The following is a 23809-nucleotide window of genomic DNA, read 5'->3' as shown; positions in this document are numbered from 1 at the left end:
GCGCTGGCCGGCCGGCAGGCGGCGCGCGCGGCCGGTGTGTCGGCCTTCGGGGTCGGATCGGCGCTGGGCTTCGTGTTGGCGCTGCAACTGGCGATGGCTTTGGCGGGCGTGGGGGCCGGGGCCGACGAGGCGGGGCTGGGCGGCAGCCTGTTCCTGGTGTCGCGCATTGCCGTGGCGGTGGCAGGCCTGGTGCTGTGCCACAATCTGTTCGTCACCACCCCGGCCAGCGAACGCTCCGGCCTCAGGCTGCTGGCAATCGGGCTGGGCGGCCTGTTCACCTATGAGCTGAACTTCTTCACGCTGGCGTTCCTGCTGCCACCGGGATCGGCGGACCTCGCCAACATCCGCGGCGCGGTGGAGGCCCTGCTGGCCCTCGTGTTCCTGTTCGCCAACCGCGATGAATGGGTGCGCGGCACCCGCATCTCGCGCCGGGTGGCGTTCCAGACGGTCGCCTTCTCCGGCATCGGCATCTATCTCATCGCCATGGCCGTGCTCTCCTATGGCCTGAAGCTCGTCGGCGGCAGCTGGGGCACGCTGCTGCAGGTCACCTTCCTGTTCGGGACCGCGCTCCTGGGCGTGGTCGTGCTGGTCTCGCAGCGCGTGCGGGCCTGGCTGCGCGCCGCCATCGCCCGCAATTTCTACAATTATCGCTATGATTATCGGGTCGAATGGCTGCGCTTCATCGCCACCCTGTCGGCGCCGGGGGCTGCCGATGGCCTGCCCGAACGCGTGGTGCAGGCGGTGGCCAGCCTGCTGGAGGCGCGCGGCGGCTGGCTGATGGTGCCAGATGACGACCGGATGCAGCCGATTGCCACCTGGGAAATGGCGCACAGCCGGCCGCTGCCGCTGCCGCTCGACAGCCCGCTGGTGGCCTGGGCGGCGGGGCAGGAGCGCGTGCTCGATCTGGAACAGGTGCGCGCCGGCGAGATTGCCGACGCGCCGCCGCTGCCCGACTGGTTGCTGGCCCACAGCGGTATCTGGCTGGTAGTGCCGGCGTTCAACCGCGACAGCCTCGCCGGCCTGCTGCTGATCGGCCGCAGCCTGGTGCCGCGCCGGCTGGACTGGGAGGAGGAGGAGCTGCTGAAGACGCTGGGCCGCCAGGCCGGCAGCTATATCGCCGAAAGCCGCAGCCAGGCCGCACTCGATGAAGCCCGCCGTTTCGAGGAGTTCAACCGGCGCTTTGCCTTCATCCTGCACGACATCAAGAACTTGATCAGCCAATTGTCGCTGCTGGCCCGCAATGCCGAGCGCCATGCCGACAACCCGGAGTTCCGGGCCGACATGGTGGAAACGCTGAAGGTTTCGGTCGAGAAGATGAACGGGCTGCTGGCCTGGCTGTCGCAGCGTGCCACCGGCAGCGACGCTGGCGAGGATGATGTGGCCATCGATGCGCTGCTCGGCGCGCTCGTCCGGGCCCGCACCAGCGCCTGGCCCAACCTGACGCTCTCCCTGCCCGACACGCCGGCGCCGCTGCTGGTGCGCGGGCATGAAGGCCGGCTGGAACAGATGTTCGCCCATCTGCTGCAGAACGCCATCGATGCCTCGCCGCCCGGCGCGCCGATCCGATTCGATGTCGCCATGGCGGACCGCGAACTCGTCATAGCGCTCACCGACAGGGGCCATGGCATGTCGGCGCGCTTCATCCGGCAGGATCTCTTCCAGCCGTTCCACAGCAGCAAGCCGGGCGGCTTTGGCATCGGCGCCTTCGAAGCGCGCGAAATCGTTCGCGCCCATGGCGGCCGGCTTGACGTGGCCAGCCGCGAGGGCGATGGCACCAGCTTCACCATCACCCTGCCACTGGCCACGGCGCGGCCGCCGCCCGCCGCCGCCCTGGCGCCGGTGGAAGGACGTGTGGCGTGAGCGAAAGGGCCGAGACTGAACTGCCGAAGCTGCTGGTGATCGAGGATGATCCCGGCCTGCAGCGCCAGCTGAAGTGGAGCCATGATGACCGCCAGGTGATCCTCGCCGGTGACCGAGAGACGGCGCTGGCGGCGCTGCGCACGCACCAGCCGGCGGTAGTGACGCTGGACCTTGGCCTGCCGCCCGATCCGAATGGCGTGAGCGAGGGGTTCGCCACGCTGGAGGCGATCCTGGCCACGCGGCCCGACACCAAGGTGATCGTCGCCTCCGGCCACGGCGCGCGGGACAGTGCGCGCCGCGCCATCGCCATGGGGGCCTTCGATTTCTACCACAAGCCGGTGGACATCGATGAGCTCGGCCTCATCGTCCGGCGCGCCTATCACGTCGCGGCGCTGGAGGCCGAGAACCGCCGGCTGGCGGTGGCCGCGCAGGGCAGCGACACGGTGCTGGGCGGAATCGTTACGGCGGCGCCCGAGATGCTGAAGGTGGCGCGCATGGTGGAGCGGGTTGCCAGCGCCAACGTCTCGGTGATGCTGCTCGGCGCGTCGGGCACCGGCAAGGAATTGCTGGCGCGCGGGCTGCACCGCGCCTCGGGCCGCAGCAATGGCCCGTTCGTTGCCATCAACTGTGCGGCGATTCCCGAGAACCTGCTGGAATCCGAACTGTTCGGCCATGAACGCGGCGCCTTCACCGGGGCGGTGAAGAGCCAGGAAGGCAAGATCGAGCTGGCCCAGGGCGGTACCCTGTTCCTCGACGAAGTGGGTGACATCCCGCTGCCGTTGCAGGTGAAGCTGCTGCGCTTCCTGCAGGAACGGGTGATCGAGCGGGTGGGCGGCCGCCGCGCCATCCCGGTCGACGTGCGGATCGTCTGCGCCACCCACCAGGACCTCGAAGCGATGATCGCGCAGGGCCGCTTCCGAGAGGATCTCTATTACCGGCTGGCCGAGATCGTGGTGCGCATCCCCTCGCTGAAGGAGCGGCCGGGGGACGCGGCGCTCCTGGGGCAGTATTTCATGACCCGCTATGCCCGCGAAAATGGCCGCAGCTTCCTGGGGTTCACCCCCGATGCCATCGCCGCCATGGCCGATTGGCACTGGCCGGGCAACGTGCGCGAACTGGAGAACCGGGTGAAGCGCGCCGTGATCATGGCCGAGGGCCAGCGCCTCAGCGCCGCCGATCTTGACCTCGTCAACGAGGCCGACGAGACCGCGCTGTCGTTGAAGGCGGCGCGCGAGGCGGCCGATCGCCAGGCCCTGCGCCGGGCGCTGGCGCGCAGCGACGGCAACATGAGCCAGGCGGCCAAGCTGCTCGGCATCAGCCGACCGACGCTGTATGATCTCGTGAAGCAATACGGGCTGGAACCCGGCTGAGTCACAAGCCTGTTGCACTGAAGCGCGCCAGCCTCTAAGCCCGCCCACGGTTCGGAGCGTAGCGCAGCCTGGTAGCGCATCAGACTGGGGGTCTGGAGGTCGCAGGTTCGAATCCTGTCGCTCCGACCATTTTCCCTTGATCCCCCCAAGACAGTCACGCAGCGACCGGGCTGGCTGTCCTACGCGAACCATATGGGTTAATCATGCGCTTTCCCTGACAGGAGAGAAGCATGTCCGTTCTCAATGCCCTGATCGCCCCCATCGCCGGCCTGCTCGACAAGATCATTCCCGATCCCCGCGCTCGCGATGCCGCCAAGCTGGAACTGATGAAGCTGCAGAACAGCCAGGAGCTGGACCTGCTCAACACCCAGTTGTCGGCCATCGTCGCGGAGGCGGGCAGCAGCGACCCCTGGACCAGCCGGGCGCGGCCGAGCTTTCTCTATGTCATGTACGCCCTGCTGCTGTGGTCGATCCCGATGGGCCTGATTGCCGCCGTCCAGCCGCAGTTGGCGCACGACATCGCCACCGGCATGACGCGCTATCTGAATGGCCTGCCGGAGCCGCTCTATGCGCTGTTCGGCACCGGCTATCTGGGCTACACGGCCGCCCGCCAGTGGGGCAAGGCCAAGGGCACCGACAAGTAAGCCTTAGAATTCGCTGCGATACTGCTGGGCCAACCGGGCATAGCCGGCCGCGCCAGCGCGGTTGCGGGCAATCTCCTCGGGGCTCAGCGCCCGCAGGAACCGTGCCGGCCGTCCGGCCCACAGCTCGCCGCTTTTCACCGTTTTGCCGGGCGTTAGCAGCGCGCCGGCGGCCAGCATCGCGTCCCCTTCCACGCAGGCGCCGTCCAGCACCACCGCGCCCATGCCGATGAAGGCGCGACTTTCGATGCGGCAGCCATGGATGATGCAGCCGTGGCCGATCAGCACGTCATCCCCGATGTGCGTGTCGAAGCGTCCGCCCTGGGATCCGCCACTCACGTGCACGATGCTGCCATCCTGAATGTTGGTGCGCGCGCCCACGCTGATCGCACCGACATCGCCGCGCAGCACGCAGTTGAACCAGATCGAGCTGCCGGCACCGATCGTCACCTTGCCGATGATCCGGGCGCCGTCGGCGATGAACACATCATCGGCGATCTGGGGATATACCGTGCCAAATGGGTGAATGCTCATGGTTCAGCCATGTAGACGATGTGGCGCTTGAGTGGGCTGTTGTCCGCGATGCGGGGATGATCGAAGTCAAGGTCCCGGCGGCGCGCCATGCCCAGCCGCTCCATCAGGCCCCAGCTGCGCGCGTTCGCCGGCACCGTGAAGCTGACAATGCGCGCCATGCCGTGGCCAAATCCCCAATCCAGGCAGGCTTGCGCCGCCTCCCGCGCATAGCCCTGGCCCCAGGCGGCGCGTGCCAGCCGCCAGCCGATCTCGATCTCGCCTTCGACGGGGCAGGGGAAGTTCACCCGGTTCAGCCCACAGAAGCCGACGAAGGTGCCATTGTCGCGCCGTTCCATCGCCCAAAAGCCAAAGTCCTGATCTGCCATCATCGTGTTCATGCGATCAGCCAGGGCGTCGCTTTCGGCAGGGCTGAGCAGCGCCGGGAAGTGCGCCATGACCTCGGGATCCCCGCCCATCGCGGCAAATGGGGTGCGGTCAGCATCCTGCCAGCGCCGGATGACCAGGCGCGGCGTTTCGATCACGGAAAGATCGGGGCCTGTTCCAGCCCCATCGTCTCGGGCAGGCCAAACATCAGGTTGAAATTCTGGATGGCCTGGCCCGATGAGCCCTTCACCAGATTGTCGATGGCGGCGATGACGATGGCGCGGCCCGGCACCCGATCGGCAAAGACGCTCACCACCGCATGGTTGGAACCGCGCACCATCCGGGTGGCCGGCGCCACGCCCTCGGGCAGCAGGTGCACGAACGGCTCCTCGGCATAGGCATCGGCCAGCAGTTCACGCAGATAATCCGGCCCGTGCTGGGTTTCGACGATGCAGGTGACAAGCTCGCCGCGGTTCATCGGGATGAGGTGCGGCGTGAAGCTGATCGTCACGTCGCGGCCGGCGCGCAGGCTCAATTCCTGCTCCATCTCCGGCATGTGGCGGTGGCGGCCGATGCCATAGGGATGCACGGCTTCGGCCACCTCGGGGAACAGATTGGCCTCCTTCAGGGACCGCCCGGCACCCGACACGCCCGACAAGGCGTTGACAGTGATCCGCTCGGCCGAAATGGCATGGGCCGCCACCAATGGCAGCAGCGCCAGCAACACGGCGGTGGGGTAGCAGCCGGGGCAGGCGACGATCCGCGCCGCCGGCAGCGCGTCCCGCGCAAACTCGGTAAGGCCATAGACGGCTTCGGACAGCAGCGACGGGGCCGGGTGGGCGCCGCCATACCAGTCGGCATAGGTGGCTGCGTCCTTCAGCCGGAAATCCGCCGAAAGATCGATGATGCGCGTGTCGGTGATGGTGGAGAGCAGTTCGGCCGAGGCGGCATGCGGCAAGCAGCCGAACACGGCATCGATGTCCGAAAGATCAATCGCGTCCGCCTTCACCAGCGTGGGCAACGAAGGGTAGGCCGCGAAGTGTGGCCAGATCTGGGCCATCGTTTGCCCGGCCTTGGCGTTGGCGGCGAGGGCCGTGATCTCGATCCGCGGATGGGTGAGGGCCAGGCGAACCAGGTCCGCCCCGGTATAGCCCGAAGCCCCCAGTACCGCGATGCGAAGCCGGTCTGCCATGGCGCCGCGTTACGGCAGGGGGGCAGCGGTTGCAAGCCGCTGCCCCCCGCCAGAACCGTCTGGCGCCAGTAAGGCCTAACGATTGTCGAGCTGGCTTCTCACCCGGGCGAGGCCGAGGCGGGAGATGCGATAGGGCGCACCGCCCTTCGACACGACATAGCCGCGCCGTTTCAGCCGGCCAAACAGATCGAGGCTGAGGCCGGTCAGGCAGGCGCCGTCGCGGGTGAAGCACATGACTTCGACGATATGCCCCTCTTCCCGGCGATGGTGAATGCTGCCGCCTTGCGCCAGCAGGTGCAAAATGCGCTGTTCCGCGCGCGAGATATCCATTGTCTCTGGCTCTTCTGCAGATGTGCAGGGCGCCCGAACGCAGCCGCCGGCAGGCCGCCGGGGGCTGGCAGGGCGCAGCGAACCAACAGCCGCAGTGCGGCTATCGGTCAGCAGCCAGCAACAATCTCGCGCATACCCACTCCAGAAGGTGCCGGGCTGATATCATGCCGGCTCGGCAAATCAAAGCGGCCTCACGCCCCCAGCAGCCGCGCCGCGAGCGGCGCGTGATAGGTCAGCACGCCGGAACAGCCGGCGCGGCGGAAGGCCATCAGCGCTTCCAGCACGCCCTTGTTGCGATCGAGCACGCCGGCAGCAATGGCGGCTTCCAGCATCGCGTATTCGCCCGACACCTGGTAGGCGAACACCGGCACATCAAAGGCGTCGCGGATGGCGCGGATGATGTCGAGATAGGGCATGCCCGGCTTCACCATCACCGAATCTGCACCCTCGGCGATGTCCAGCGCCACCTCGCGGATCGCCTCGCGGGCATTGGCCGGGTCCATCTGATAGGTCTTCTTGTCGCCCTTCAGCACGCCGCCGGAGCCCACCGCATCGCGATAGGGGCCATAGAAGGCCGAGGCATATTTGGCCGAATAGGCCATGATCTGCGTGTTGTGGAAGCCATCCGCCTCCAGCCCCGCCCGGATCGCCGCCACCCGCCCATCCATCATGTCCGAAGGCGCGATGATGTCACAGCCGGCGCCCGCCTGGTTCAGCGACTGGCCGACCAGCATCTCCACCGTCGCATCGTTCAAAATCTCGCCGTCATGGCCCAGCAGGCCATCGTGGCCGTGGCTGGTGTAGAGATCCAATGCCACGTCGGTGAGTACGCCCACCTCCGGCGCGGCATCCTTGATGGCGCGGATAGCGCGGCAGATGAGATTGTCGGGGTTCAGCGCTTCCTTGGCGTCCTCGCTGCGCCGGTCGGGGCTGGTGTGCGGGAACAGCGCGACGGCCGGGATGCCCAGGCTCGCCGCTTCCTTCGCCGCCTTGGCAAGCCGGTCGACGGACAGGCGCGACACGCCCGGCATGGTGGTGACCGGCGTCTCCACATCATGGCCTTCGGTGGGGAACAGCGGCCAGATCAGATTGGCCGGGGAGAGCGAGGTCTCGCGGTGCAGGTCGCGGCTCCAGGCGGTCATCCGGGTGCGGCGCAGGCGGGTGGCGGGGAAGGCGCTCTGAGTCATGGCGGTGGATTACAGCGCCAACCGCCGCCTGTCACGCGCGCCTTGACGGCCATGCTGCAGCGCCCGTGCTGCCAGCCAGCTAGCCGGCCGATTGCTTCGGCGCCAAGTCTTCGCCTGGTCGGAGAATTAATATTTCATCAATCGCCATTATTGTCCGGAAACCATGATGCATGAATATTTACTGTTGACTGATCATGATTTACTATCTTGAAGAGGCAACCTGAATTGCCATACAAAGCAGCTGGGTCGATTCTTTAAGTTCACTGTCATCAGTTGCGTTGCGAGGGACGAACATGCGGATTGGGGAGTTGTTGCTGGCCGCCGGGCTGGTGAGCGAGGCAGACATTGCCCGCGCCGTCGATCGCCAGCACGAGGAAGGCGGCCGGCTTGGCCCCAATCTCGTCGCCGTGGGCGCCATCAGCGAAGAGGCGCTGGCCAAATTCTGCGACGGCGTGCCGATCGAGCCGGGCACCATTCAGGAAACCGGCCTGCCCGAAACCTTCCTCGTCGATCTGATGCTGAAGCTGATCTTCGTCGGCCCGGCCGAAAGCGTCGCCGATCTGGCCGCGGCGCTCAGGCTTTCGCCGGGCGTCGTCACCGACCTTCTGGAAGCCGCGGTGCGCGGGCAGATGGTCGTGGCGCTGGGCAGCAATGGCGGGGCGCTCGCCATGCGCTATGAACTCACCGAAACCGGCAAGACCCGCGCCCGCGAGGCGATGGCCCGGTCCGCCTACACCGGCCCCGCTCCGGTGCCGCTGGAGGTCTATGCCCACTGGATCGAGCGCCAGAAGGTCACCAACGAGATCGTCAACGTCGAGCGGCTACGCAACGCCTTCGATGATCTGGAGGTTGCCGACGCGCTGGTGGACAAGCTGGGCCCGGCCGTCACGTCGGGCCGTACCCTGCTGATGTATGGCCCGCCCGGCAACGGCAAGACCTCGGTCGCCCAGCGGCTGGACCGGGTGTTCCGCCACGTCATCTACATCCCGCACGCCGTGCTGGTGGAAGGCCAGGTGATGACGGTGTACGATCCCGATCTGCATCGCCCGGTGGCCGGCGGTGCCGCCAGCCGCCCGCGCCTCACCACCTCGCTGTGGCGCGATGAGGCCGATGGCCGCTTCGTGCCCTGCCGCCGCCCGTTCATCGTGGCGGGCGGTGAGCTCACCATGGAAATGCTGGACCTCAAGCACGAGGCCGGCGGCAATTTCTATGTCGCCCCCCTGCACATGAAGGCGGCCGGCGGCTGCTTCCTGATCGACGACTTCGGGCGCCAGATGGTCTCTCCCACGGCGCTCCTCAACCGCTGGATCGTGCCGCTGGAAAACAAGGTGGACTATCTCAAGCTCGCCACCGGCAAGAGCTTCCGGGTGCCGTTCCAGACGGTGGTGATCTTCTCCACCAACCTCTCCCCGGCCGACCTGATGGACGGCGCCTTCCTGCGCCGCATCCCCTACAAGCTGGAAATCGGCGCCCCGTCCGCCGAAGCCTGGCGCCGCATCTTCAAGAGTGTGTGCGCCGCCAACCACGTGCCCGCCGAAGACAGCCAGGTCCGTGAGATCGAACGCCTGATCAGCGACCGTCACGGCCTTGACCTCGCCGCCTACCAGCCGCGCTTCCTGATCGAGCAGATCCTCGCCTCGGCCAATTTCCGCGGCACCCCGCCCAGCCTGTCGCCCGAACTGGTCAACCTCGCGCTCGACAATCTCACCATCGGCCGCGCCGGCCCGAGCGAGGCGGCGACGCTGGCCCGCGTGGCGTAAGGCAGGAAGAGAAACGCGCCTCCGGCGGGCAGGGACTCGTCCCTGCACCCGGTTGCTGGGCATGTTCAAAATCCGATTGCCGCCATTTCAGGATTACTGTGGCAGTGGCATCGTGGTGAAGGCCTGACTGACACACACCAGTGTCGACCCTATGCCTGACGTTGCCAGCCAGTTCCGCAAGAGAAGCGATGATCCAAGGAGTGCTCCCTTGCGCAGCGCTGGAAGCACCCGAAGCCGGTTGGCAGCGACGGTTCGCAGGTCCGTATCTCCGCCACGCGAGGCTGTAACCAAGGATGACCCCAGCGCGGATCGAAACAGAAAGGGCGATGATTTGTTCAGTTGCCGAGACTTGTTGTTGAAAGTCTGCTAGCGTAGGTTGTTTACTCTGCAACGCGAAGGCATAAGCGTTATGAAACCGACTATTGCAATTTGCACAATGGCTCTTATTGCGTGCCTAACGAAAGCAGCTGTCGCGAGACCTGTTTTGCTAAGCGCAGAAGCGCGCGGAACCATCACGTCGGGCGGCTATTATTCAGAGACCCCTTATACTAACCCAGGTACATTGAATCCGTTCTCCGTAAGTCTAGTGGGATTGCCTATTTCCTTCCACCTGACGATTTGGGATGAAGAGAATGAACAACTGATTTCTGGAATAACAGGCGCATGCTTTCCGCGGTCGAATTGTAAGTACAAAGGAGAAGTAAAAGTTGTGATCGATGATGGGATCGCTTTTAACCCAAGCGGCTTTGGATATAGCGCGATTAATGAGAACTTTGTTGCAGTAACTGGCCCCGGTTATATTATTTACAGCTTTGGGGAGGATTTAGTGGGAGGCGCCGTTACGCAGCGGTTTTCAAATGACTATAACTTCTTGATTGCCGCGGAGTCCTCAGCCCGCAATGTCTACTGGTCCCTTAGCAGTGCTCTAATCACGGGAGGGCCAGGGAAGATGGGTGGCGAAGGAAAGTTCGCTTCCGAGTATTTTTCTGACGAGCAATTTAGCTTGGATGTCAGATTTTCACTTCACTCGGGCAGTGTTATCGGTGGATCCCTTGCCGCTGTTCCAGAGCCGTCAAACTGGGTTATGATGATTACAGGATTTGGTCTTGTAGGGGCGAGCCACCGCTTGCGCGGAAGGAAATTGCTCGGAACTGCTTAATGGCGACGTTTTCGGCCGTTGGTGGTTGACCGCGCCAACCCGCCCGAAAGCCCCGCTTGCAGGCCATAAAGCAAAGCTGCGCGGCAGCCGGCGCGCAAGCTTGATAGGGCAGGGGGATGACCGATCTTGCCATCTTCCACGAACATCCCACCTGGTTCGCGCCGCTGTTTGCCGCGCTTGATCGGCGGGGGATTGGCTACAGCCGCATACGTTCAGGCGCGGCCTTTGATCCGGCCGCCGCCGTGCCGCCGGCGCCGCTGGTGCTCAACCGGATCTCCATGTCGGCCTTCCTGCGCGAGGCGGAGCATCCGATCTTCTGGGCCGGCGCGCTGATCAGCCAGTGGGAATTGCGCGGAGCGCGCGTGCTCAACGGGTCGGCGGCACTGGCCATCGACACCTCAAAGGCGAAGCAGTTGGCGCTGCTCACTGCGCTGGGCCTCGCCATTCCGGCCACCCGCGTGGTGCATCGCGCCGCTGATCTGCTGGACGCGGCCGACAGCCTGGGTTTCCCGCTGCTGGTGAAGGGCAATATCGGCGGCGCTGGCGCCGGCATCGCCCGCTATGACAGCCGCGAGGAGCTGCGCGCCGCCATCGCCGATGCCGCCGTGCCAGTGAGCATCGATGGCGTGCTGCTGGTGCAGGAATATGTGCCGGCGCGTGGCGGCACCATCACCCGCATCGAAACGCTGGATCGCAACTATCTCTATGCCATCGATGTGGCCGGTGGCGGCGCCTTCGATCTATGCCCGGCCGATGCCTGCGCCGCCGGCTCCACCATCACCATGACGGCCAGCGAACCGCCGCAGGCGCTGCGCGACGCTGCCGAGGCGATCATGCGGGCCGCCCACATCGATGTCGGCGGGGTGGAGGTGCTGATCGACGATCGCTGCGGCACGCCGCGCTTCTATGACATCAACGCGCTGTCCAACTTCGTGGCGAAGCCGCTCGACGTCCTGGGCTGGGACCCGCACGAACAGCTGGTGGACCGCATCGAGGGCTGGCTTCGCGAGACGACCGGGGCGGCCGGCTGGCGTCCATCACGCCACGCGGCCTGACGCCAGCGATCGCTCAGAACACCTTCAGCGGCTTGCCTGCGGCGCCGGGGGTCAGCACGATCTCGCCAAAGCGCGCGCTGGCCTCGCCCTGCTGGATGATGGTGTTGGCGATGAACCACACCTGCACGATGCGGCCAGGCGCTTCCGGCCCGACATATCGGGCATAGTCGGCGGCGACGTTCCGCCGTTCGCTGAGCCACTTGCCGAGGTCGCGGCTGCCGGACCGGATGACGACATGATATTCGCGGCCCGTCCAGCCGGGCAGCGGGCAATCGAAGCCGAGGCCCTCTTCGAGGGAGGAACTCCACATGTAGGTGAGGTCCTTGCCGTTCTCGAACTTCACCGCAATGCTGAAATAATCATGCTGGGCTGGCACGGTTTCCGGCAGCTTCGAAGGGATCTGGTCGACCTTCCAGCGCCAGCTGAGCTGTGTGGCCGCCGACAGCGGGACATCCACGTCGCGGGTGAGAATGCCGACATTCTTCTTCGTTTGAACCAGCATCTGTCGCCGGGGCCCGCCTTCGCCGGGCTTGCGGGCGACGATGTGATAGATGTCAGCCGGGCCATAGATGGCGAGCTCGGGCAGATAGGCCCATCCTTCGGGCGCCACGGCCAGCCCGGGCGTTGGCGCCGTGGCGACGGCCGGCGGCGCATCCTGCGCGGCGGCGAGCGTCGACATGCCAGCCAGCAGCAGCATGGCACAGCGGGTGATCGGTCTCATCTGATGGTCCCCCCGGATCGGCAATGGCCCACGCAACCTACCGCGCTGATCACCACAATTGTGAAATGATAGGCGGTTTCGCCGGGCTGGCAAGCGGCTCACGCCACGGGGCGCCCGCCCAGCGTTTCCGACAGTCTTGCGGCGATCGCGCTGCGGGCCCGGGCGGAGAGCGCCTTGCGGTCCGGCAGATCGGCCGGGCTGAAAGGGTCCAGGAAGTGCACGCGCGCCTCCCACGTGCCGGGGCGGGCGAGCAGCCGCCAGGCGTTGGCGGCGCCGGTTTCCATGCCCACCCAGGCCAGGGTCCGTCCGGCCTCGTCGCAATCGATCACCACCGGCTGGATGGTGGCGCCGGGTGGTGGCGGGATCAGCATGGCGAACAGCGGCGCCTTGAACGGCAGCAGGCGGCGCCCATCGCTGCAGGTGGCTTCCGGGAACATGGCGATCCGGCTGTGGCGTTTGAACTGTTCGCGCATGGCGGCGATCTGGGCCGGCACGCCCATACGGTCGCTGCGGTTGACGAAGATCGTGTCGTTCAGCCGGCAGATGAAGCCGATGCCGGGCCAGATCGCGATGCCGTCCTGCGCCACGAAAACGGTACCGGTCTGTCCGCCCAATATCAGCGCGTCAGTCCAACTGAGGTGATTGGCGATGTAGAAGACATCGCGGCTGACCGGCTGGCCGATGCTGCGCACCCGGATGCCGCAGGCCCGCGCGCTCCAGGCCAGGAAACGCCGCGCCCAAGGTGAAGGCCGGCCCAGCGCCCGCCACGCCAAGTGCAGCGGCACGCACAGGCCGGCGATGGCCACCAGCCAGGCCGCGCGTGCCACAACCCTGGCGGCGCCAGCCGGATCCTGCGCGCAGGCCCGGGCGAACGCGGCCCACGCAGCGCCCGGCCCGGGGACTGGCGGCGCCACGAAGCCGCTGGCATCGGGCAGCGGCGGCGGCCAATCCTCGGCGGCATCTGGGGGCGCGGCGGCATCCATCGCTCGCCTTCTTGCCGCAAGCTGGCCTGCGCCGCTACACCGGTTGGCATGGCGCAGGTGCTGATGCTTGATTCCGGTGTGGGCGGCCTGTCGGTGCTGGATGATGTGCGCGGCCTGCTGCCGGCGATCGACATCGTCTATGTGGCTGACAACGCAGGCTTTCCCTATGGCACCAAGACCGAGATGGAGGTCGCCACCCGCGTCTGTGCGCTGCTCGGGCGCCTCACCGAGCGTCTGACTCCCGATCTGATCGTGATCGCCTGCAACACCGCGTCCACCATCGCGCTGGCCCATGCCCGCGCCGTGCTGGATGTGCCGCTGGTGGGCACGGTGCCGGCGATCAAGCCGGCAGCCGAACGCTCGAAAGCCCGGGTGATCGGCGTGCTGGGCACCGAGGCCACGGTGCGCCAGCCCTATGTCGACCGGCTGTCGGCCGATCATGCCGGCGATTGCACGGTGTTGCGCCATGGCTCGGCCCGGCTGGTCGAACTGGCCGAAGCGCAGCTGCGCGGGGCCGCCGTGACCGCCGCCGACGTGGCTCCCTGCCTTGCCGGGCTTACCGGCCAGCAGGGTGGTGAGCGGATGGACGTGGTGGCCCTGGCCTGCACGCATTTTCCCCTGCTGGAACAGCAGCTTCGGGAAGCAGCGCCGCAGCTGGATTTCGTCGATGGCGGCCCTGGCATCGCGCGGCGCGTGGCGCATCTGCTGGGCGGCCGGGGGCAGGAGGGCAGCGGCCAGGGGCGTGCCCTGTTCACGCGCGATGATGAACAGGTTGACGCCCTCGCCCCGGCGCTGCACCGCTATGGCCTGACGATCAGCAATCTTGGCAGCCGGTGAGGATCAGATGGCGCTGGACGATGAAGAGCTGAAGGCCCGCATGAACCGCTTCGTGCCGCCAACAGCTGCGATCCTGGGGCAGGAGATCCTGGAGATCGACAGCGAGGCGGGCCGCGTGAAGATGAAGTTCCAGCCCATCGATGCCTGCCGCAACCCGATGGGCAACATCCAGGGCGGCATCGTCGTTGCCATGCTGGATGATGCCGCGGCCTTTGCGGCCATCGTCAAGAGCGGCAAGCGCATCGGCATCCCGACCATCGAGTTGAAGACCAGCTTCTTCGCGCCGGCGAAGGCTGGCGTGCCACTTTATGCCGAAGGCCGCTGCCTCAGGCTGGGCAAGCGCATCGCCTTCATGGAGGCGGACCTGTTCGACGAGGCCGGCACGCTGCTGGCCCGCCTCACCACATCGGCCATCCCCATCGAGATGGATGGCCCCAGCAAATTGGTGGACCGTCAATGACCGTATCCGACGAAGTTCTGGTGGAACGCCGTGGTCACGCGCTGTGGATCACGCTCAACCGCCCCCAGGCGCTGAATGCCCTCAACCATCCGATGGCGGTGACCATCCACCGCGCCATCATCGACGCGCTGGGCGATGCTGCCGTGGCGCACATTGTCATCGACGGCGCCGGAGATCGTGCCTTCTGCGCCGGCGGCGATGTCGCGCTGCTGGGCCGCGAAGGCCGTCAGAACCGCGCCCTGTGGGAGACCTTCTTCCACGACGAGTATCGCATGAACCAGGCCATCGCCCGCTGCGGCAAGCCGTGGGTGGCGTTGATCGACGGCATCACCATGGGGGGTGGCGTCGGCCTGTCCATCCACGGGCCGTATCGCGTGGCAACCGAACGCACGCTGTTCGCCATGCCTGAAACAGGCATCGGCCTGATCCCCGATGTCGGCGGCACCCACGCGCTGGCCGCCCTGCCCGGCGAGATCGGCACCTGGCTGGCGCTGACGGGCGCGCGGCTGAAGGCGGCCGATCTGCGCGCGTGCGGCATCGCCACCCATTATGTGCCGTCCGCTCACATGGCGACCCTGAAAGACCTGCTCGCCACCAGCCACGAGCCGCTGGCGGAGCTGTTGGCCAGTTTCGACGAGGATGCCGGCGAGGCCCCGCTCTCAGCCTATCGCGACGCCATCGATTATCATTTCGGTCACGACACCGTGGAGAATATCGTCGCCAGCCTCGAACGCGGTGATGACTGGGCGCAGGAACAGGCCGCCATCATCCGCCGCATGTCCCCCACCAGCTGCAAATTGAGCCTGGCCGGCCTGCGCGCGGCGCGTGGCGCCACTATCGAAGAGGCGCTGATCACCGAATATCGCATGGTCTGCGAGATCCGGAACGGTCACGACTTCTTCGAGGGCATCCGCGCCCAGCTGATCGACAAGGACCGCAACCCGAAATGGTCCCCGGCCAGCCTCGAAGCGGTGAGCGACGATGATGTCGCCCGCCACTTCGAGGTGCCCGAAACCGGGGACCTCAGCTTCGCCTGAGACGCGGCACGCCGGCTCAGAAGCCGTCCACCGCCTTCGACACGAGCACGTTGACTGAGACGCGGCGGTTCTGGGCGCGGCCTTCCTCGGTGCTGTTGTCGGCGGCCGGATCGGATTCGGCCATGCCGGTGGGGGTGAGCATGCGGAACGGCTTCCAGCGGCAGGCCTGCTGCAGATGGTTCATGACGCGGCTGGCGCGCTTCTCGCTCAATTCCTGGTTGAAGTCCTCGTCGCCGACATTGTCGGTGTAGCCAACCACCAGGATGAGGGCGTTGGGCGTCTTTTCCGCCTCGGCGGCGACCGAGCACAGCTCGGACTTGCCGGCCTCGGTCAGCACCCACTTGCCGGTGTCGAAATAGACATTGGCAGTGCGCTTGATGTTGTACTGGTCGAGATCGGCCAGCCGTCCCTTCAGCGCCTCGGTGGCGGCGGTCTGCTCCTCGAACCCCTGCTCCGTGCCCTGGCGGATCATCGTCGCGGTCTTCAGGTCGGTCTTGCGGAAGGTCACCTCCTCGGCGATCAGGCGCGTGCCCTGCGTGTCATCCAGCCGCCAGGTCTTCACTGACACGGGCAGGCCATTGAGCAGCGAGCTGACCGTGAGGCGGCTGCGGTTGATGCCGAGGAAGCCGCCACCGGCCTTCACCGTGGTGCGGTCATCGATCTCGATCACCGTCTTGGTGCCATCATCGGCGGTCACCTGCATCTTGTCGCCACGCCGCGCCGTGATGATGCCCTTCACCTCCGGGCCTTTCTGCGCGCGGTCGGCGGTCACCACGCGGGTGGGGTCATCGCCCGGCCGTGCGTCCTGTGCGATGGCGGCGCTGGTGGTCAGCGCCAGCATGGCGGTTGCCATGGTAATGGCGGCGCCCTTGCTGATGGTCTTCATGCCCTTCTCCCTCATGCAGGGCGCGGCCGGTTTCTCCGGCGCTCCGCCCGTGATCTGTGCCGCAGCATTACCGCAAAATGGTAAATGTCGCGTGCTATCCTCATGGCGGGAGTCACGGCTTTCTGCTGCATGAACGCCTGCGATGGGCTGCGGGCGTGTGCCGGCGAAACGTGGCCGGGGTGCGGCCAGTCGAGGCCGGTAGAGTGCCGGACCCTTGGTTTGGGCAGACGCTTGGAGCGCGAAACTGCCCCGGGGGAGGGCGCGCGCCGTTGTGCCGGCACTGTGGCCGGCAAGGCGCCATTTACCCTCGTGATCGATAAGCGCACCGCGCCCACCGCCGACACGCAAAGCCATCAAGGTGCGACGCTGAGCCTGGATGGCCGCCAGCCGTCACCGGGCCAACAGCGCCCTGCGATATAAGGTAAGGCCATTGCCGCGCCGCCGCCGGCCCGATAGAGCGGGCGCAGCCGGAGACGCCTGCCCATGTCCAACCCAGCTTCCACTGCCGCTGCCACTGTCGCCCTTGCCTCGGATCACGCCGGCTTTGCCCTCAAGGCGGCGCTGGTGGCCGAGCTGCGCGCCGCCGGCCACGCTATTCTTGATCTCGGCCCGGACAGCGAGGCCAGTGTGGACTATCCTGATTTTGGCCGGGCGCTCGGCGAAGCGATCGCCAGCGGCCGGGCGGGCAGGGGCATTGCCATCTGCGGCAGCGGCATCGGCATCTCGATCGCCGTCAACCGCATTGCCGGTGTGCGTTGCGCTCTGGTCACCAGCGGCCTGATGGCGCGGCTGGCCCGCCAGCACAACGATGCCAATTGCATCGCGCTGGGCAGCCGGATAATCGGCATCGAGACGGCGCGCGACTGCGTGGCCGAATTCCTGGCCACGGAGTTCGAAGGCGGGCGCCATGCCGGCCGGGTCGCCAAGCTGGGCTGAAGGAGCAACGCCATGAGCACCAATCCGAAGACCCTGGCCGAAGATCACAGCGGCATCCGGTCCGTTGGCTTCTTTGACTCGCCGGTGGCCGGCAGCGACCCGGCGGTCGCCGCCGCCATCGCCGCCGAGCTTGACCGCCAGCAGAACCAGATCGAGCTGATTGCGAGCGAGAACATCGTCTCCCGCGCCGTGCTGGAAGCGCAAGGCAGCGTGTTCACCAACAAATATGCCGAAGGCTATCCCGGCAAGCGCTACTATCAGGGCTGCCACCCGTCTGACATCGTCGAACAGCTCGCCATCGACCGTGCCAAGGCGCTGTTCGGCGCCGAATTCGCCAACGTGCAGCCGCATTCGGGGGCGCAGGCCAATGGCGCGGTGATGCTGGCGCTCACCAAGCCCGGTGACACGATTTTGGGCATGAGCCTCGATGCCGGCGGCCACCTCACCCACGGCGCCAAGGCGGCCCAGAGCGGCAAGTGGTTCAACGCCATCCAGTATGGCGTGCGCCGCGAGGATCACCTCATCGATTATGACGAGGTCGAGCGCCTCGCCATGGAGCACCGGCCGACCCTGATCATCGCCGGCGGCTCGGCCTATCCGCGGATCATCGATTTCGCCCGCTTCCGGGCCATCGCCGACAAGGCGGGCGCGCGCCTGCTGGTGGACATGGCGCATTTCGCCGGGCTGGTGGCGGCCGGCGTCCACCCCTCGCCGATCCCGCATGCCGACGTGGTGACCACCACCACCCACAAGACGCTGCGCGGGCCCCGGGGTGGCATGATCCTCAGCCGCGATGCCGAGCTGGGCAAGAAATTGAACAGCGCGGTGTTCCCCGGCCTCCAAGGTGGCCCGCTGATGCACGTGATCGCCGCCAAGGCGGTGGCCTTTGGCGAGGCGCTGCAGCCGGAGTTCAAGGATTATGCCAGGGCGGTGATCGCCAACGCGCAGGCGCTGGCGGCGCGGCTGGTGGAGCGTGGCTGCGCGGTGGTCGCCGGCGGCACCGACACGCACCTGGCCCTGATCGACCTCACGCCCAAGGGCCTCACCGGCAAGGACGCGGATGAAGCGTTGGAGCGTGCCGGCATCACCTGTAACAAGAACGGTGTGCCCTTCGATCCCCTGCCGCCAACCAAGACCAGCGGCATCCGCGTTGGCACGCCGGCCGGCACCACCCGCGGCTTCGGCATCGCCGAGTTCCAGGCCATTGGCGACATGATCGCTGATGTGCTGGACGGACTGGCCGCCAATGGCCCTGAGGCGAATTCCGACGTGGAACGCGCGGTCAACGCCCGGGTGCGCGCCCTGTGCGCCCGCTTCCCGATCTATCCGTAAGGGCCGCCGATGCGCTGTCCCTTCTGCGGCAACGATGACACCCAGGTGAAGGACAGCCGGCCGACGGAAGACGGCTCCTCGATCCGCCGCCGCCGCCAGTGCCCGGCCTGCGGCGGCCGCTTCACCACCTTCGAGCGGGTGCAGCTGCGCGAACTGGTGATCGTGAAGAAGAGCGGCAAGCGCGAACTGTTCGAGCGTGACAAGCTGGCCCGCTCCATCGAGATCGCCTGCCGCAAGCGCCCGGTTGAGCCGGAGCGCATCGAGCGGCTGGTCAACGGCGTGGTGCGTCGGCTGGAATCGCTGGGCGAAAGCGAGATCGAGGCCGGGGTGGTCGGCGAAATGGTGATGGAGGCGCTGCAGGCGCTCGACCCGGTGGCCTATATCCGCTTTGCCAGCGTTTACAGGGATTTCCGAGAGGCGAAGGATTTTGAGACATTCGTGGGCGGGCTGACGGAAGCGGTGAACGGCCACACGCCCAAGCCCGAATGACCACGCTGCCACCCAATCCGCCGGCCATCATCCTGGTGCGCCCGCAGCTGGGCATGAACATCGGCGCGGTGGCGCGCGCCATGCTCAACTTCGGCCTCACCGACTTGCGCCTCGTGCAGCCGCGCGATGGCTGGCCCAATCCGGAGGCTGGCCCCTCGGCCGCCGGGGCGGACAGCGTGATCGAACAGGCGCGCGTGTTCGACAGTCTGGCCGACGCCATCGCCGATTGCAGCCTGACGCTGGGCACCGCGATGACGACGCGGGACATGATCCGCCGCGTGGTGTCGCCGGCCGGCGCGGTGGCCGAGATGCAGGCGCTGCCCAGTCGCAGCGCGATCGTCTTCGGCCCCGAACGAACCGGGCTGACGCGCGAGGATCTGCTTCACTGCCACGCCCTGTGCACTATCCCCAGCAACCCCGATTTCGGCAGCCTCAACCTCGCGCAGGCGGTGGCGGTGCTGGGCTATGCCTGGGTGATCGGGCATGAGGCGCCGCCGCCGTCCGCGATGGTCAATCACGACGGCCCGGCCAGCCAGGCCGAACTCGCCGGCCTGATCGCAGCGTTCGACGCCCGCTTGGCTGAGAACGGCTTCTACAATCCGGCCCCTGGCCTGGAAGACAGCGCACGGCGAATGCTGACGAACATCTTCACCCGGCCAGCCTTCACACAGGCCGAAGTGCAGTTCCTGCGCGGCGTGGTGCGCAGCCTGGCGGAGCCGCGCAAGCCGCAATGAAAAGGGCCGCCGGTTGCCCGACGGCCCTCCAATTCATGCCTGCGATGGCGCCTCAGGCGACGGCCGGGAACTCGTTGGGTTCCGGGTCGCGCAGGGCATAGCCCCGGCCCCACACGGTTTCGATGCAGGCCGAAGCGGGCGCGCCGGCCTGGTGCAGCTTCTTGCGCAGCTTGCACACGAACACGTCGATGATCTTCAGTTCCGGCTCGTCACGGCCACCATAGAGGTGGGTGAGGAACATTTCCTTGGTCAGCGTCATGCCCTTGCGGAGCGAGAGCATTTCCAGGATCGCATATTCCTTGCCGGTCAGCGCCACGCGCTTGCCATCCACCATCACGCTGCGCGCGGCGAGATCGACCGCCACCGGGCCGGTGACGATCACCGACTGGCCGTGGCCCTGGCTGCGGCGGACCAGCGCGTGCACGCGGGCCATCAGTTCCTCGCGGTCGAACGGCTTGGTGACATAATCATCCGCGCCCGCCCCGAAACCGTGCACCTTGGTCGTGGTTTCGGCATCGCCCGACAGGATCAGGACCGGCGTGTTGATCCGCAGCTGGCGCAACTGCTTCAGGATGTCGTGCCCGCTCATGTCGGGCAGCGTCAGATCGAGCAGGATGACATCGAACTCATAGGTGCGCGCATATTCCAGCGCGAGTTCGCCGGTGCCCGCCGTTTCATGCTCGATGCTGCCTTCGTCGAGCATGCGCTCAACGCTGCGGGCCATCGCACGATCGTCTTCAATCAGTAGGACGCGCATGCACGTGTCTCCGAACCTTGATTCCCCCGCCGGACAGGTCGCTCCCGGCATTAACCCTGTCTCTTTGTAACCATTATTGATGGCTTTCGTAAATACCCTTTGAGGAAATTCTCACAAAGCCTTCTAAAGTCTCACGTTTCGTCCGATCTGGAGGGAGGTTCCTCCAGCATCGGGCGGTAGATCTGTACCCGAGTTACGCGCAAGCCGGGGGTTCCGATGCGGTCCACTGCGCGTTGCCAGAGCCGCAGTTCCTCGACAGAAAGCCGCCATCGCCGACAGGCCTCTTTCAGCTCGATCCGCCCGTCGCGGATCGCCGCCAGCACCGCCGCCTTGCGGCTCGGCACCCAGCGCACCGTGTCGTCGGGCGGCAGCCCGTCGCTGTCCGTCGCCTCACGCGGCACGGGCGGCGGCGGGGACATGAAACTCATCGAACGCCTCCTCGAACACAGACTGGTCATCCGATTCACGGCTGCGGCGCTACATGCTTAATGGCCAGTGCCAGATGGCCAATGCTTGACGTGCCGCGCCGCCATCCCCATTGCCGCCGACATGACGCGTGGCCTGCCCGAACTTCCTGCCGCTGCGGCCGCCGTTCTGGCGCCGCTGGCTGGCCTGCGCGTGGCGGTGGCCATGTCGGGCGGGGTGGACAGTTCGGTGGTCGCCGCGCTGGCCCATGCCGCTGGCTGCGAGGCGGTGGGCATCACGCTGCAACTCTATGACCAGGGCGCCGCCGCACGCCGGCCGGGCGCCTGCTGCGCCGGGGCCGATATCCGTGATGCCCGCGCCGTGGCCGACCGGCTGGGCATCGCGCACTTCGTCATCGACATGGAAAGCCGCTTCCGCACGGCCGTGATCGACAATTTCGTCGATGCCTATGCCCAGGGCCGCACGCCGGTGCCGTGCGTGGAGTGCAACCGCACCGTCAAGTTCACCGATCTCATCGCCCTGGCCCGCGACCTCGGCGCCGAAGCGCTGCTCACCGGCCATTATGTGCAGCGCCTGGACGGTGCCGATGGCCCGGAACTTCATCGCGGCGCCGACCCGGCCAAGGACCAGAGCTATTTCCTGTGGACCACCACGCCGGAACAACTGGCGTATCTGCGCTTCCCGCTCGGCGGTCTCGCCAAGGCCGAAACGCGCGCGCTGGCCGAAGGCTTTGGCCTCGTGGTGGCGGCCAAGCCCGACAGTCAGGACATCTGCTTCGTGCCCGGCGGGGACTATGCCGCCGTGGTGGAGCGCATCCGCCCCGATTTGGCCCGGCCGGGCGACATCGTCGATGCCGCCGGGCGGGTGCTCGGCCGTCACCAGGGCATCCACCGCTTCACCGTGGGCCAGCGCCGCGGGCTGGAGCTGGGCGGCCAGGCCGAGCCGCTCTATGTCGTCGGCATCGATGCCACGGCCGGCCGGGTGATCGCCGGGCCACGCCGGGCGCTGGCCGTGGCCGGCGTCCGGCTGGAAGGGCTGAACCGGCTTGGGCCCACTGCGGACACGCTGATGGTCAAGGTGCGCTCCATGGCGCCGCTGGCGGGGGCCCGGCTCGAGGGCGACATGCTGTGGTTTGCCGAGCCGCAATATGGCGTGGCGCCGGGGCAGGCGGCCGTCGCATATCTGGGGGACCGACTGGTTGCCGGCGCCACCATGGCGGCCACCGTCGCGGCCGCGCCAGCCCTGCTGTCAGCAACCTGACACTGTCAGTTTTTTGACACATGGCGCCGGCGGGCTGACACCGGCGCTGTCAGTTTCTTGACGCACAAGTCTTTGTTAACCCTGACAGTCGGTCAGGGTTGTTCAGCTTGGCCACGTGGCACGCCGCTTGCTGATGAGCGGGCATGAGCACACCCGTTCCCGCCCTGCCGCCGCCTGCCTTCCTGCCCGGTCTCGCCGGCCTCGACCTGTCGGGGATCGAGGTCTGCATCGGGGATCAACGGTTGCCGGGGCCGGCGCTTGAATCGCGCTGCCCTGAACCCCGGCGTCTTGTCCTTGTTGATGCCGCCCACGGCCAGGCCAGCCTCTGCGGTGACGCGCTCACCATCGCGGTCGCCCCCGGCAATGAAGACTGGGCGCTGGCGCTGGCGGCGGCCTTTGCCGCCCGCAACGCCCCCGTGGCCGCCGATCCGGCGTCCGCTGCGCTGCTGGCGCTGGCCCGCCGGGTCGGTGCGACGCCCACGCCGGTGCTGATCGAAGGCGCCACCGGCACCGGCAAGGAAGGCCTTGCCCGGCTGGTGCACGATGCTTCGCCGCGCCGCAGTGGCCCGTTCGTGGCGGTCAACTGCGCGGCGCTGCCTGAAGCGATGGTGGAAGCAACGCTGTTCGGGCATGAGCGCGGCGCCTTCACCGGCGCCCATGCCGCCGCCCCCGGCCTGTTCCGCAGTGCCAATGGCGGGACCCTGTTTCTCGACGAGGTGGCCGAACTGCCGGCGGCGGCGCAGGCCAAGCTTCTGCGCGTGCTGCAGGAGCGCGAGGTGCTGGCGGTGGGCGCCACGCGCCCGGTGCCCATCGACGTGCGACTGGTGGCGGCCGGCAACCGCGATCTTGCCGCCGAAGTGGCGGCCGGCCGCTTCCGCGCCGATCTTTACTGGCGTCTCGCGGTGTTTCCGCTGAGGACGCTGCCGCTGGCCGAGCGTCCGGCTGACATATTGGCGATCGCTGCCCACTGGCTGCTGCGCCGCGCCGAAGCCGGCGGCCTGGTGCCTTGGCTGCTGCCCTGCGCCCGCGCCGCGCTGCTCGCCCATGATTGGCCGGGCAATGTGCGCGAACTGGGCAATGTGCTCGATCGCGCGCTGGTGCTGGCCGACAGCCCGGCGATCAGCGCCCGGCAGTTGATGATTGATCCGGCGCCGGGCCGAGCCACTCCGCTCCGCTCGGCGGTGGAGCAGGCCCTGCCGGGCCAGGTGCGTGCCGCCGAGGCCGAGGTGATCGCGCGCGCCCTGGCCGCCAGCCCCAACCGCCGCGCCGCGGCCCGCCGGCTGGGCATTTCCGAGCGCACGCTTCGCTACAAGCTGGCGCGCAGCCGGTCTGCCAATGACATCATGGGGCATGATGCGATGAGCGCCAGCGGGGCCATGGTGCAGTGATGCTGGCGCCGCTCGATACCGCCTCGATCCTGGCGCTGCGCCAGCAGATCCTCGATCGCAACCAGGCGCTGCAGGGCCGGGTGGCGGCGCCGGCGCTGCCGGCGGCCAGCGG

At 67.2% G+C, this 23809-nt stretch carries 25 protein-coding genes and 1 tRNA gene; 16 read left to right on the top strand and 10 right to left on the bottom strand.

The window, feature by feature from the left end:
• The 4 genes from prsK to GJV64_RS02065 form a co-directional block, all read left to right on the top strand.
• On the top strand, positions 1-1860 hold a 1860-nt coding region (gene prsK / locus GJV64_RS02080; RefSeq protein WP_164155635.1), incomplete at its 5' end, for an XrtA/PEP-CTERM system histidine kinase PrsK.
• The gene (gene prsR, locus GJV64_RS02075) at positions 1857-3230 is read left to right on the top strand and encodes a PEP-CTERM-box response regulator transcription factor (protein ID WP_164155634.1); all 1374 of its coding nucleotides are present in this window, start codon (positions 1857-1859) and stop codon (positions 3228-3230) included. The genes prsK and prsR, both read left to right, overlap by 4 nt.
• Positions 3231-3282: 52 nt before the next feature.
• A tRNA-Pro gene (locus GJV64_RS02070) sits at positions 3283-3359 on the top strand.
• Positions 3360-3460: 101 nt separating this feature from the next.
• Complete coding sequence (locus GJV64_RS02065) at positions 3461-3874, top strand: holin family protein (RefSeq protein WP_164155633.1); 414 nt, start codon at positions 3461-3463, stop codon at positions 3872-3874.
• 3 nt (positions 3875-3877) lie between these two features.
• On the opposite strand, the gene GJV64_RS02060 is transcribed toward GJV64_RS02065, so the two are convergent.
• From GJV64_RS02060 to hemB, 5 genes are all read right to left on the bottom strand, one after another.
• Complete coding sequence (locus tag GJV64_RS02060; protein WP_164155632.1) at positions 3878-4405, bottom strand: gamma carbonic anhydrase family protein; 528 nt, start codon at positions 4403-4405, stop codon at positions 3878-3880.
• Positions 4402-4926, bottom strand: a complete 525-nt coding sequence (locus GJV64_RS02055) for a GNAT family N-acetyltransferase (protein ID WP_164155631.1) — start codon at positions 4924-4926, stop codon at positions 4402-4404. The genes GJV64_RS02060 and GJV64_RS02055 overlap by 4 nt, the downstream gene beginning before the upstream one ends.
• Positions 4923-5960 (bottom strand): N-acetyl-gamma-glutamyl-phosphate reductase, encoded by a 1038-nt coding sequence (gene argC, locus GJV64_RS02050; protein WP_164155630.1) that lies wholly within the window; start codon positions 5958-5960, stop codon positions 4923-4925. The genes GJV64_RS02055 and argC overlap by 4 nt, the downstream gene beginning before the upstream one ends.
• A gap of 75 nt (positions 5961-6035) precedes the next feature.
• Positions 6036-6290, bottom strand: coding sequence for a YjhX family toxin (locus tag GJV64_RS02045; RefSeq protein ID WP_164155629.1), 255 nt, complete (start codon positions 6288-6290; stop codon positions 6036-6038).
• A 191-nt stretch (positions 6291-6481) separates the two neighbouring features.
• Positions 6482-7477, bottom strand: coding sequence for a porphobilinogen synthase (hemB, locus tag GJV64_RS02040; RefSeq protein ID WP_164155628.1), 996 nt, complete (start codon positions 7475-7477; stop codon positions 6482-6484).
• Between the two features lie 293 nt (positions 7478-7770).
• Between hemB and GJV64_RS02035 the strand changes: the two genes are divergently transcribed.
• The 3 genes from GJV64_RS02035 (at position 7771) to GJV64_RS02025 (ending at position 11451) form a co-directional block, all read left to right on the top strand.
• Positions 7771-9237, top strand: coding sequence for an ATP-binding protein (locus tag GJV64_RS02035; RefSeq protein WP_164155627.1), 1467 nt, complete (start codon positions 7771-7773; stop codon positions 9235-9237).
• A 436-nt stretch (positions 9238-9673) separates the two neighbouring features.
• Positions 9674-10396 carry a PEPxxWA-CTERM sorting domain-containing protein gene (locus GJV64_RS15555; protein ID WP_235927560.1) on the top strand — a complete coding sequence of 241 codons (723 nt, stop codon included), beginning with the start codon at positions 9674-9676 and terminating at the stop codon, positions 10394-10396.
• A gap of 116 nt (positions 10397-10512) precedes the next feature.
• Positions 10513-11451 (top strand): ATP-grasp domain-containing protein, encoded by a 939-nt coding sequence (locus tag GJV64_RS02025; RefSeq protein WP_164155626.1) that lies wholly within the window; start codon positions 10513-10515, stop codon positions 11449-11451.
• Positions 11452-11464: 13 nt separating this feature from the next.
• Here the strand turns inward: GJV64_RS02025 and GJV64_RS02020 are convergent, their stop codons facing one another.
• Entirely contained in the window at positions 11465-12172 is a 708-nt protein-coding gene (locus GJV64_RS02020; RefSeq protein ID WP_164155625.1) for a DUF3047 domain-containing protein, read from the bottom strand.
• Positions 12173-12270: 98 nt separating this feature from the next.
• Positions 12271-13155, bottom strand: a complete 885-nt coding sequence (locus GJV64_RS02015; protein ID WP_164155624.1) for a lysophospholipid acyltransferase family protein — start codon at positions 13153-13155, stop codon at positions 12271-12273.
• 63 nt (positions 13156-13218) lie between these two features.
• Between GJV64_RS02015 and murI the strand changes: the two genes are divergently transcribed.
• The 3 genes from murI to GJV64_RS02000 are packed head-to-tail and all read left to right on the top strand — an operon-like array spanning position 13219 to position 15489.
• Entirely contained in the window at positions 13219-13992 is a 774-nt protein-coding gene (murI, locus tag GJV64_RS02010) for a glutamate racemase (RefSeq protein WP_235927559.1), read from the top strand.
• Between the two features lie 7 nt (positions 13993-13999).
• The gene (locus GJV64_RS02005) at positions 14000-14452 is read left to right on the top strand and encodes a PaaI family thioesterase (protein ID WP_164155622.1); all 453 of its coding nucleotides are present in this window, start codon (positions 14000-14002) and stop codon (positions 14450-14452) included.
• Positions 14449-15489, top strand: a complete 1041-nt coding sequence (locus GJV64_RS02000; RefSeq protein WP_164155621.1) for an enoyl-CoA hydratase/isomerase family protein — start codon at positions 14449-14451, stop codon at positions 15487-15489. The genes GJV64_RS02005 and GJV64_RS02000 overlap by 4 nt, the downstream gene beginning before the upstream one ends.
• A gap of 16 nt (positions 15490-15505) precedes the next feature.
• On the opposite strand, the gene GJV64_RS01995 is transcribed toward GJV64_RS02000, so the two are convergent.
• On the bottom strand, positions 15506-16375 hold the full coding sequence (locus GJV64_RS01995; protein ID WP_164155620.1) for an OmpA family protein: 870 nt from the start codon (positions 16373-16375) through the stop codon (positions 15506-15508).
• 483 nt (positions 16376-16858) lie between these two features.
• Between GJV64_RS01995 and rpiB the strand changes: the two genes are divergently transcribed.
• The 4 genes from rpiB to GJV64_RS01975 are packed head-to-tail and all read left to right on the top strand — an operon-like array spanning position 16859 to position 19866.
• On the top strand, positions 16859-17311 hold the full coding sequence (gene rpiB / locus GJV64_RS01990; protein WP_164155619.1) for a ribose 5-phosphate isomerase B: 453 nt from the start codon (positions 16859-16861) through the stop codon (positions 17309-17311).
• Positions 17312-17323: 12 nt separating this feature from the next.
• Positions 17324-18643, top strand: coding sequence for a serine hydroxymethyltransferase (gene glyA / locus GJV64_RS01985; RefSeq protein ID WP_164155618.1), 1320 nt, complete (start codon positions 17324-17326; stop codon positions 18641-18643).
• Positions 18644-18652: 9 nt separating this feature from the next.
• A complete protein-coding gene (gene nrdR, locus GJV64_RS01980) occupies positions 18653-19132 on the top strand; it encodes a transcriptional regulator NrdR (protein WP_164155617.1) in 480 nt (159 codons plus the stop codon).
• The gene (locus GJV64_RS01975; RefSeq protein ID WP_164155616.1) at positions 19129-19866 is read left to right on the top strand and encodes an RNA methyltransferase; all 738 of its coding nucleotides are present in this window, start codon (positions 19129-19131) and stop codon (positions 19864-19866) included. Before nrdR ends, GJV64_RS01975 begins: the two co-directional genes overlap by 4 nt.
• A gap of 52 nt (positions 19867-19918) precedes the next feature.
• On the opposite strand, the gene GJV64_RS01970 is transcribed toward GJV64_RS01975, so the two are convergent.
• Positions 19919-20623 (bottom strand): response regulator transcription factor, encoded by a 705-nt coding sequence (locus GJV64_RS01970; protein ID WP_164155615.1) that lies wholly within the window; start codon positions 20621-20623, stop codon positions 19919-19921.
• Positions 20624-20754: 131 nt separating this feature from the next.
• Positions 20755-21051, bottom strand: coding sequence for a DUF1153 domain-containing protein (locus GJV64_RS01965; protein WP_235927558.1), 297 nt, complete (start codon positions 21049-21051; stop codon positions 20755-20757).
• 121 nt (positions 21052-21172) lie between these two features.
• Here GJV64_RS01965 and mnmA point away from each other — a divergent pair, with 121 nt between their 5' ends.
• A complete protein-coding gene (gene mnmA / locus GJV64_RS01960) occupies positions 21173-22309 on the top strand; it encodes a tRNA 2-thiouridine(34) synthase MnmA (RefSeq protein WP_164155636.1) in 1137 nt (378 codons plus the stop codon).
• A gap of 143 nt (positions 22310-22452) precedes the next feature.
• Positions 22453-23697: a sigma-54 interaction domain-containing protein gene (locus tag GJV64_RS01955; protein ID WP_164155614.1), complete on the top strand. Its 1245-nt coding sequence runs from the start codon at positions 22453-22455 to the stop codon at positions 23695-23697.
• Positions 23698-23809 lie beyond the last annotated feature (112 nt).

The organism is Sandarakinorhabdus rubra, assembly GCF_010994245.1.
Lineage (GTDB): Bacteria > Pseudomonadota > Alphaproteobacteria > Sphingomonadales > Sphingomonadaceae > Sandarakinorhabdus > Sandarakinorhabdus rubra.
Note: the sequence above shows the minus strand (reverse complement) of the source record. Positions and strands in the feature narration are given on the sequence as shown.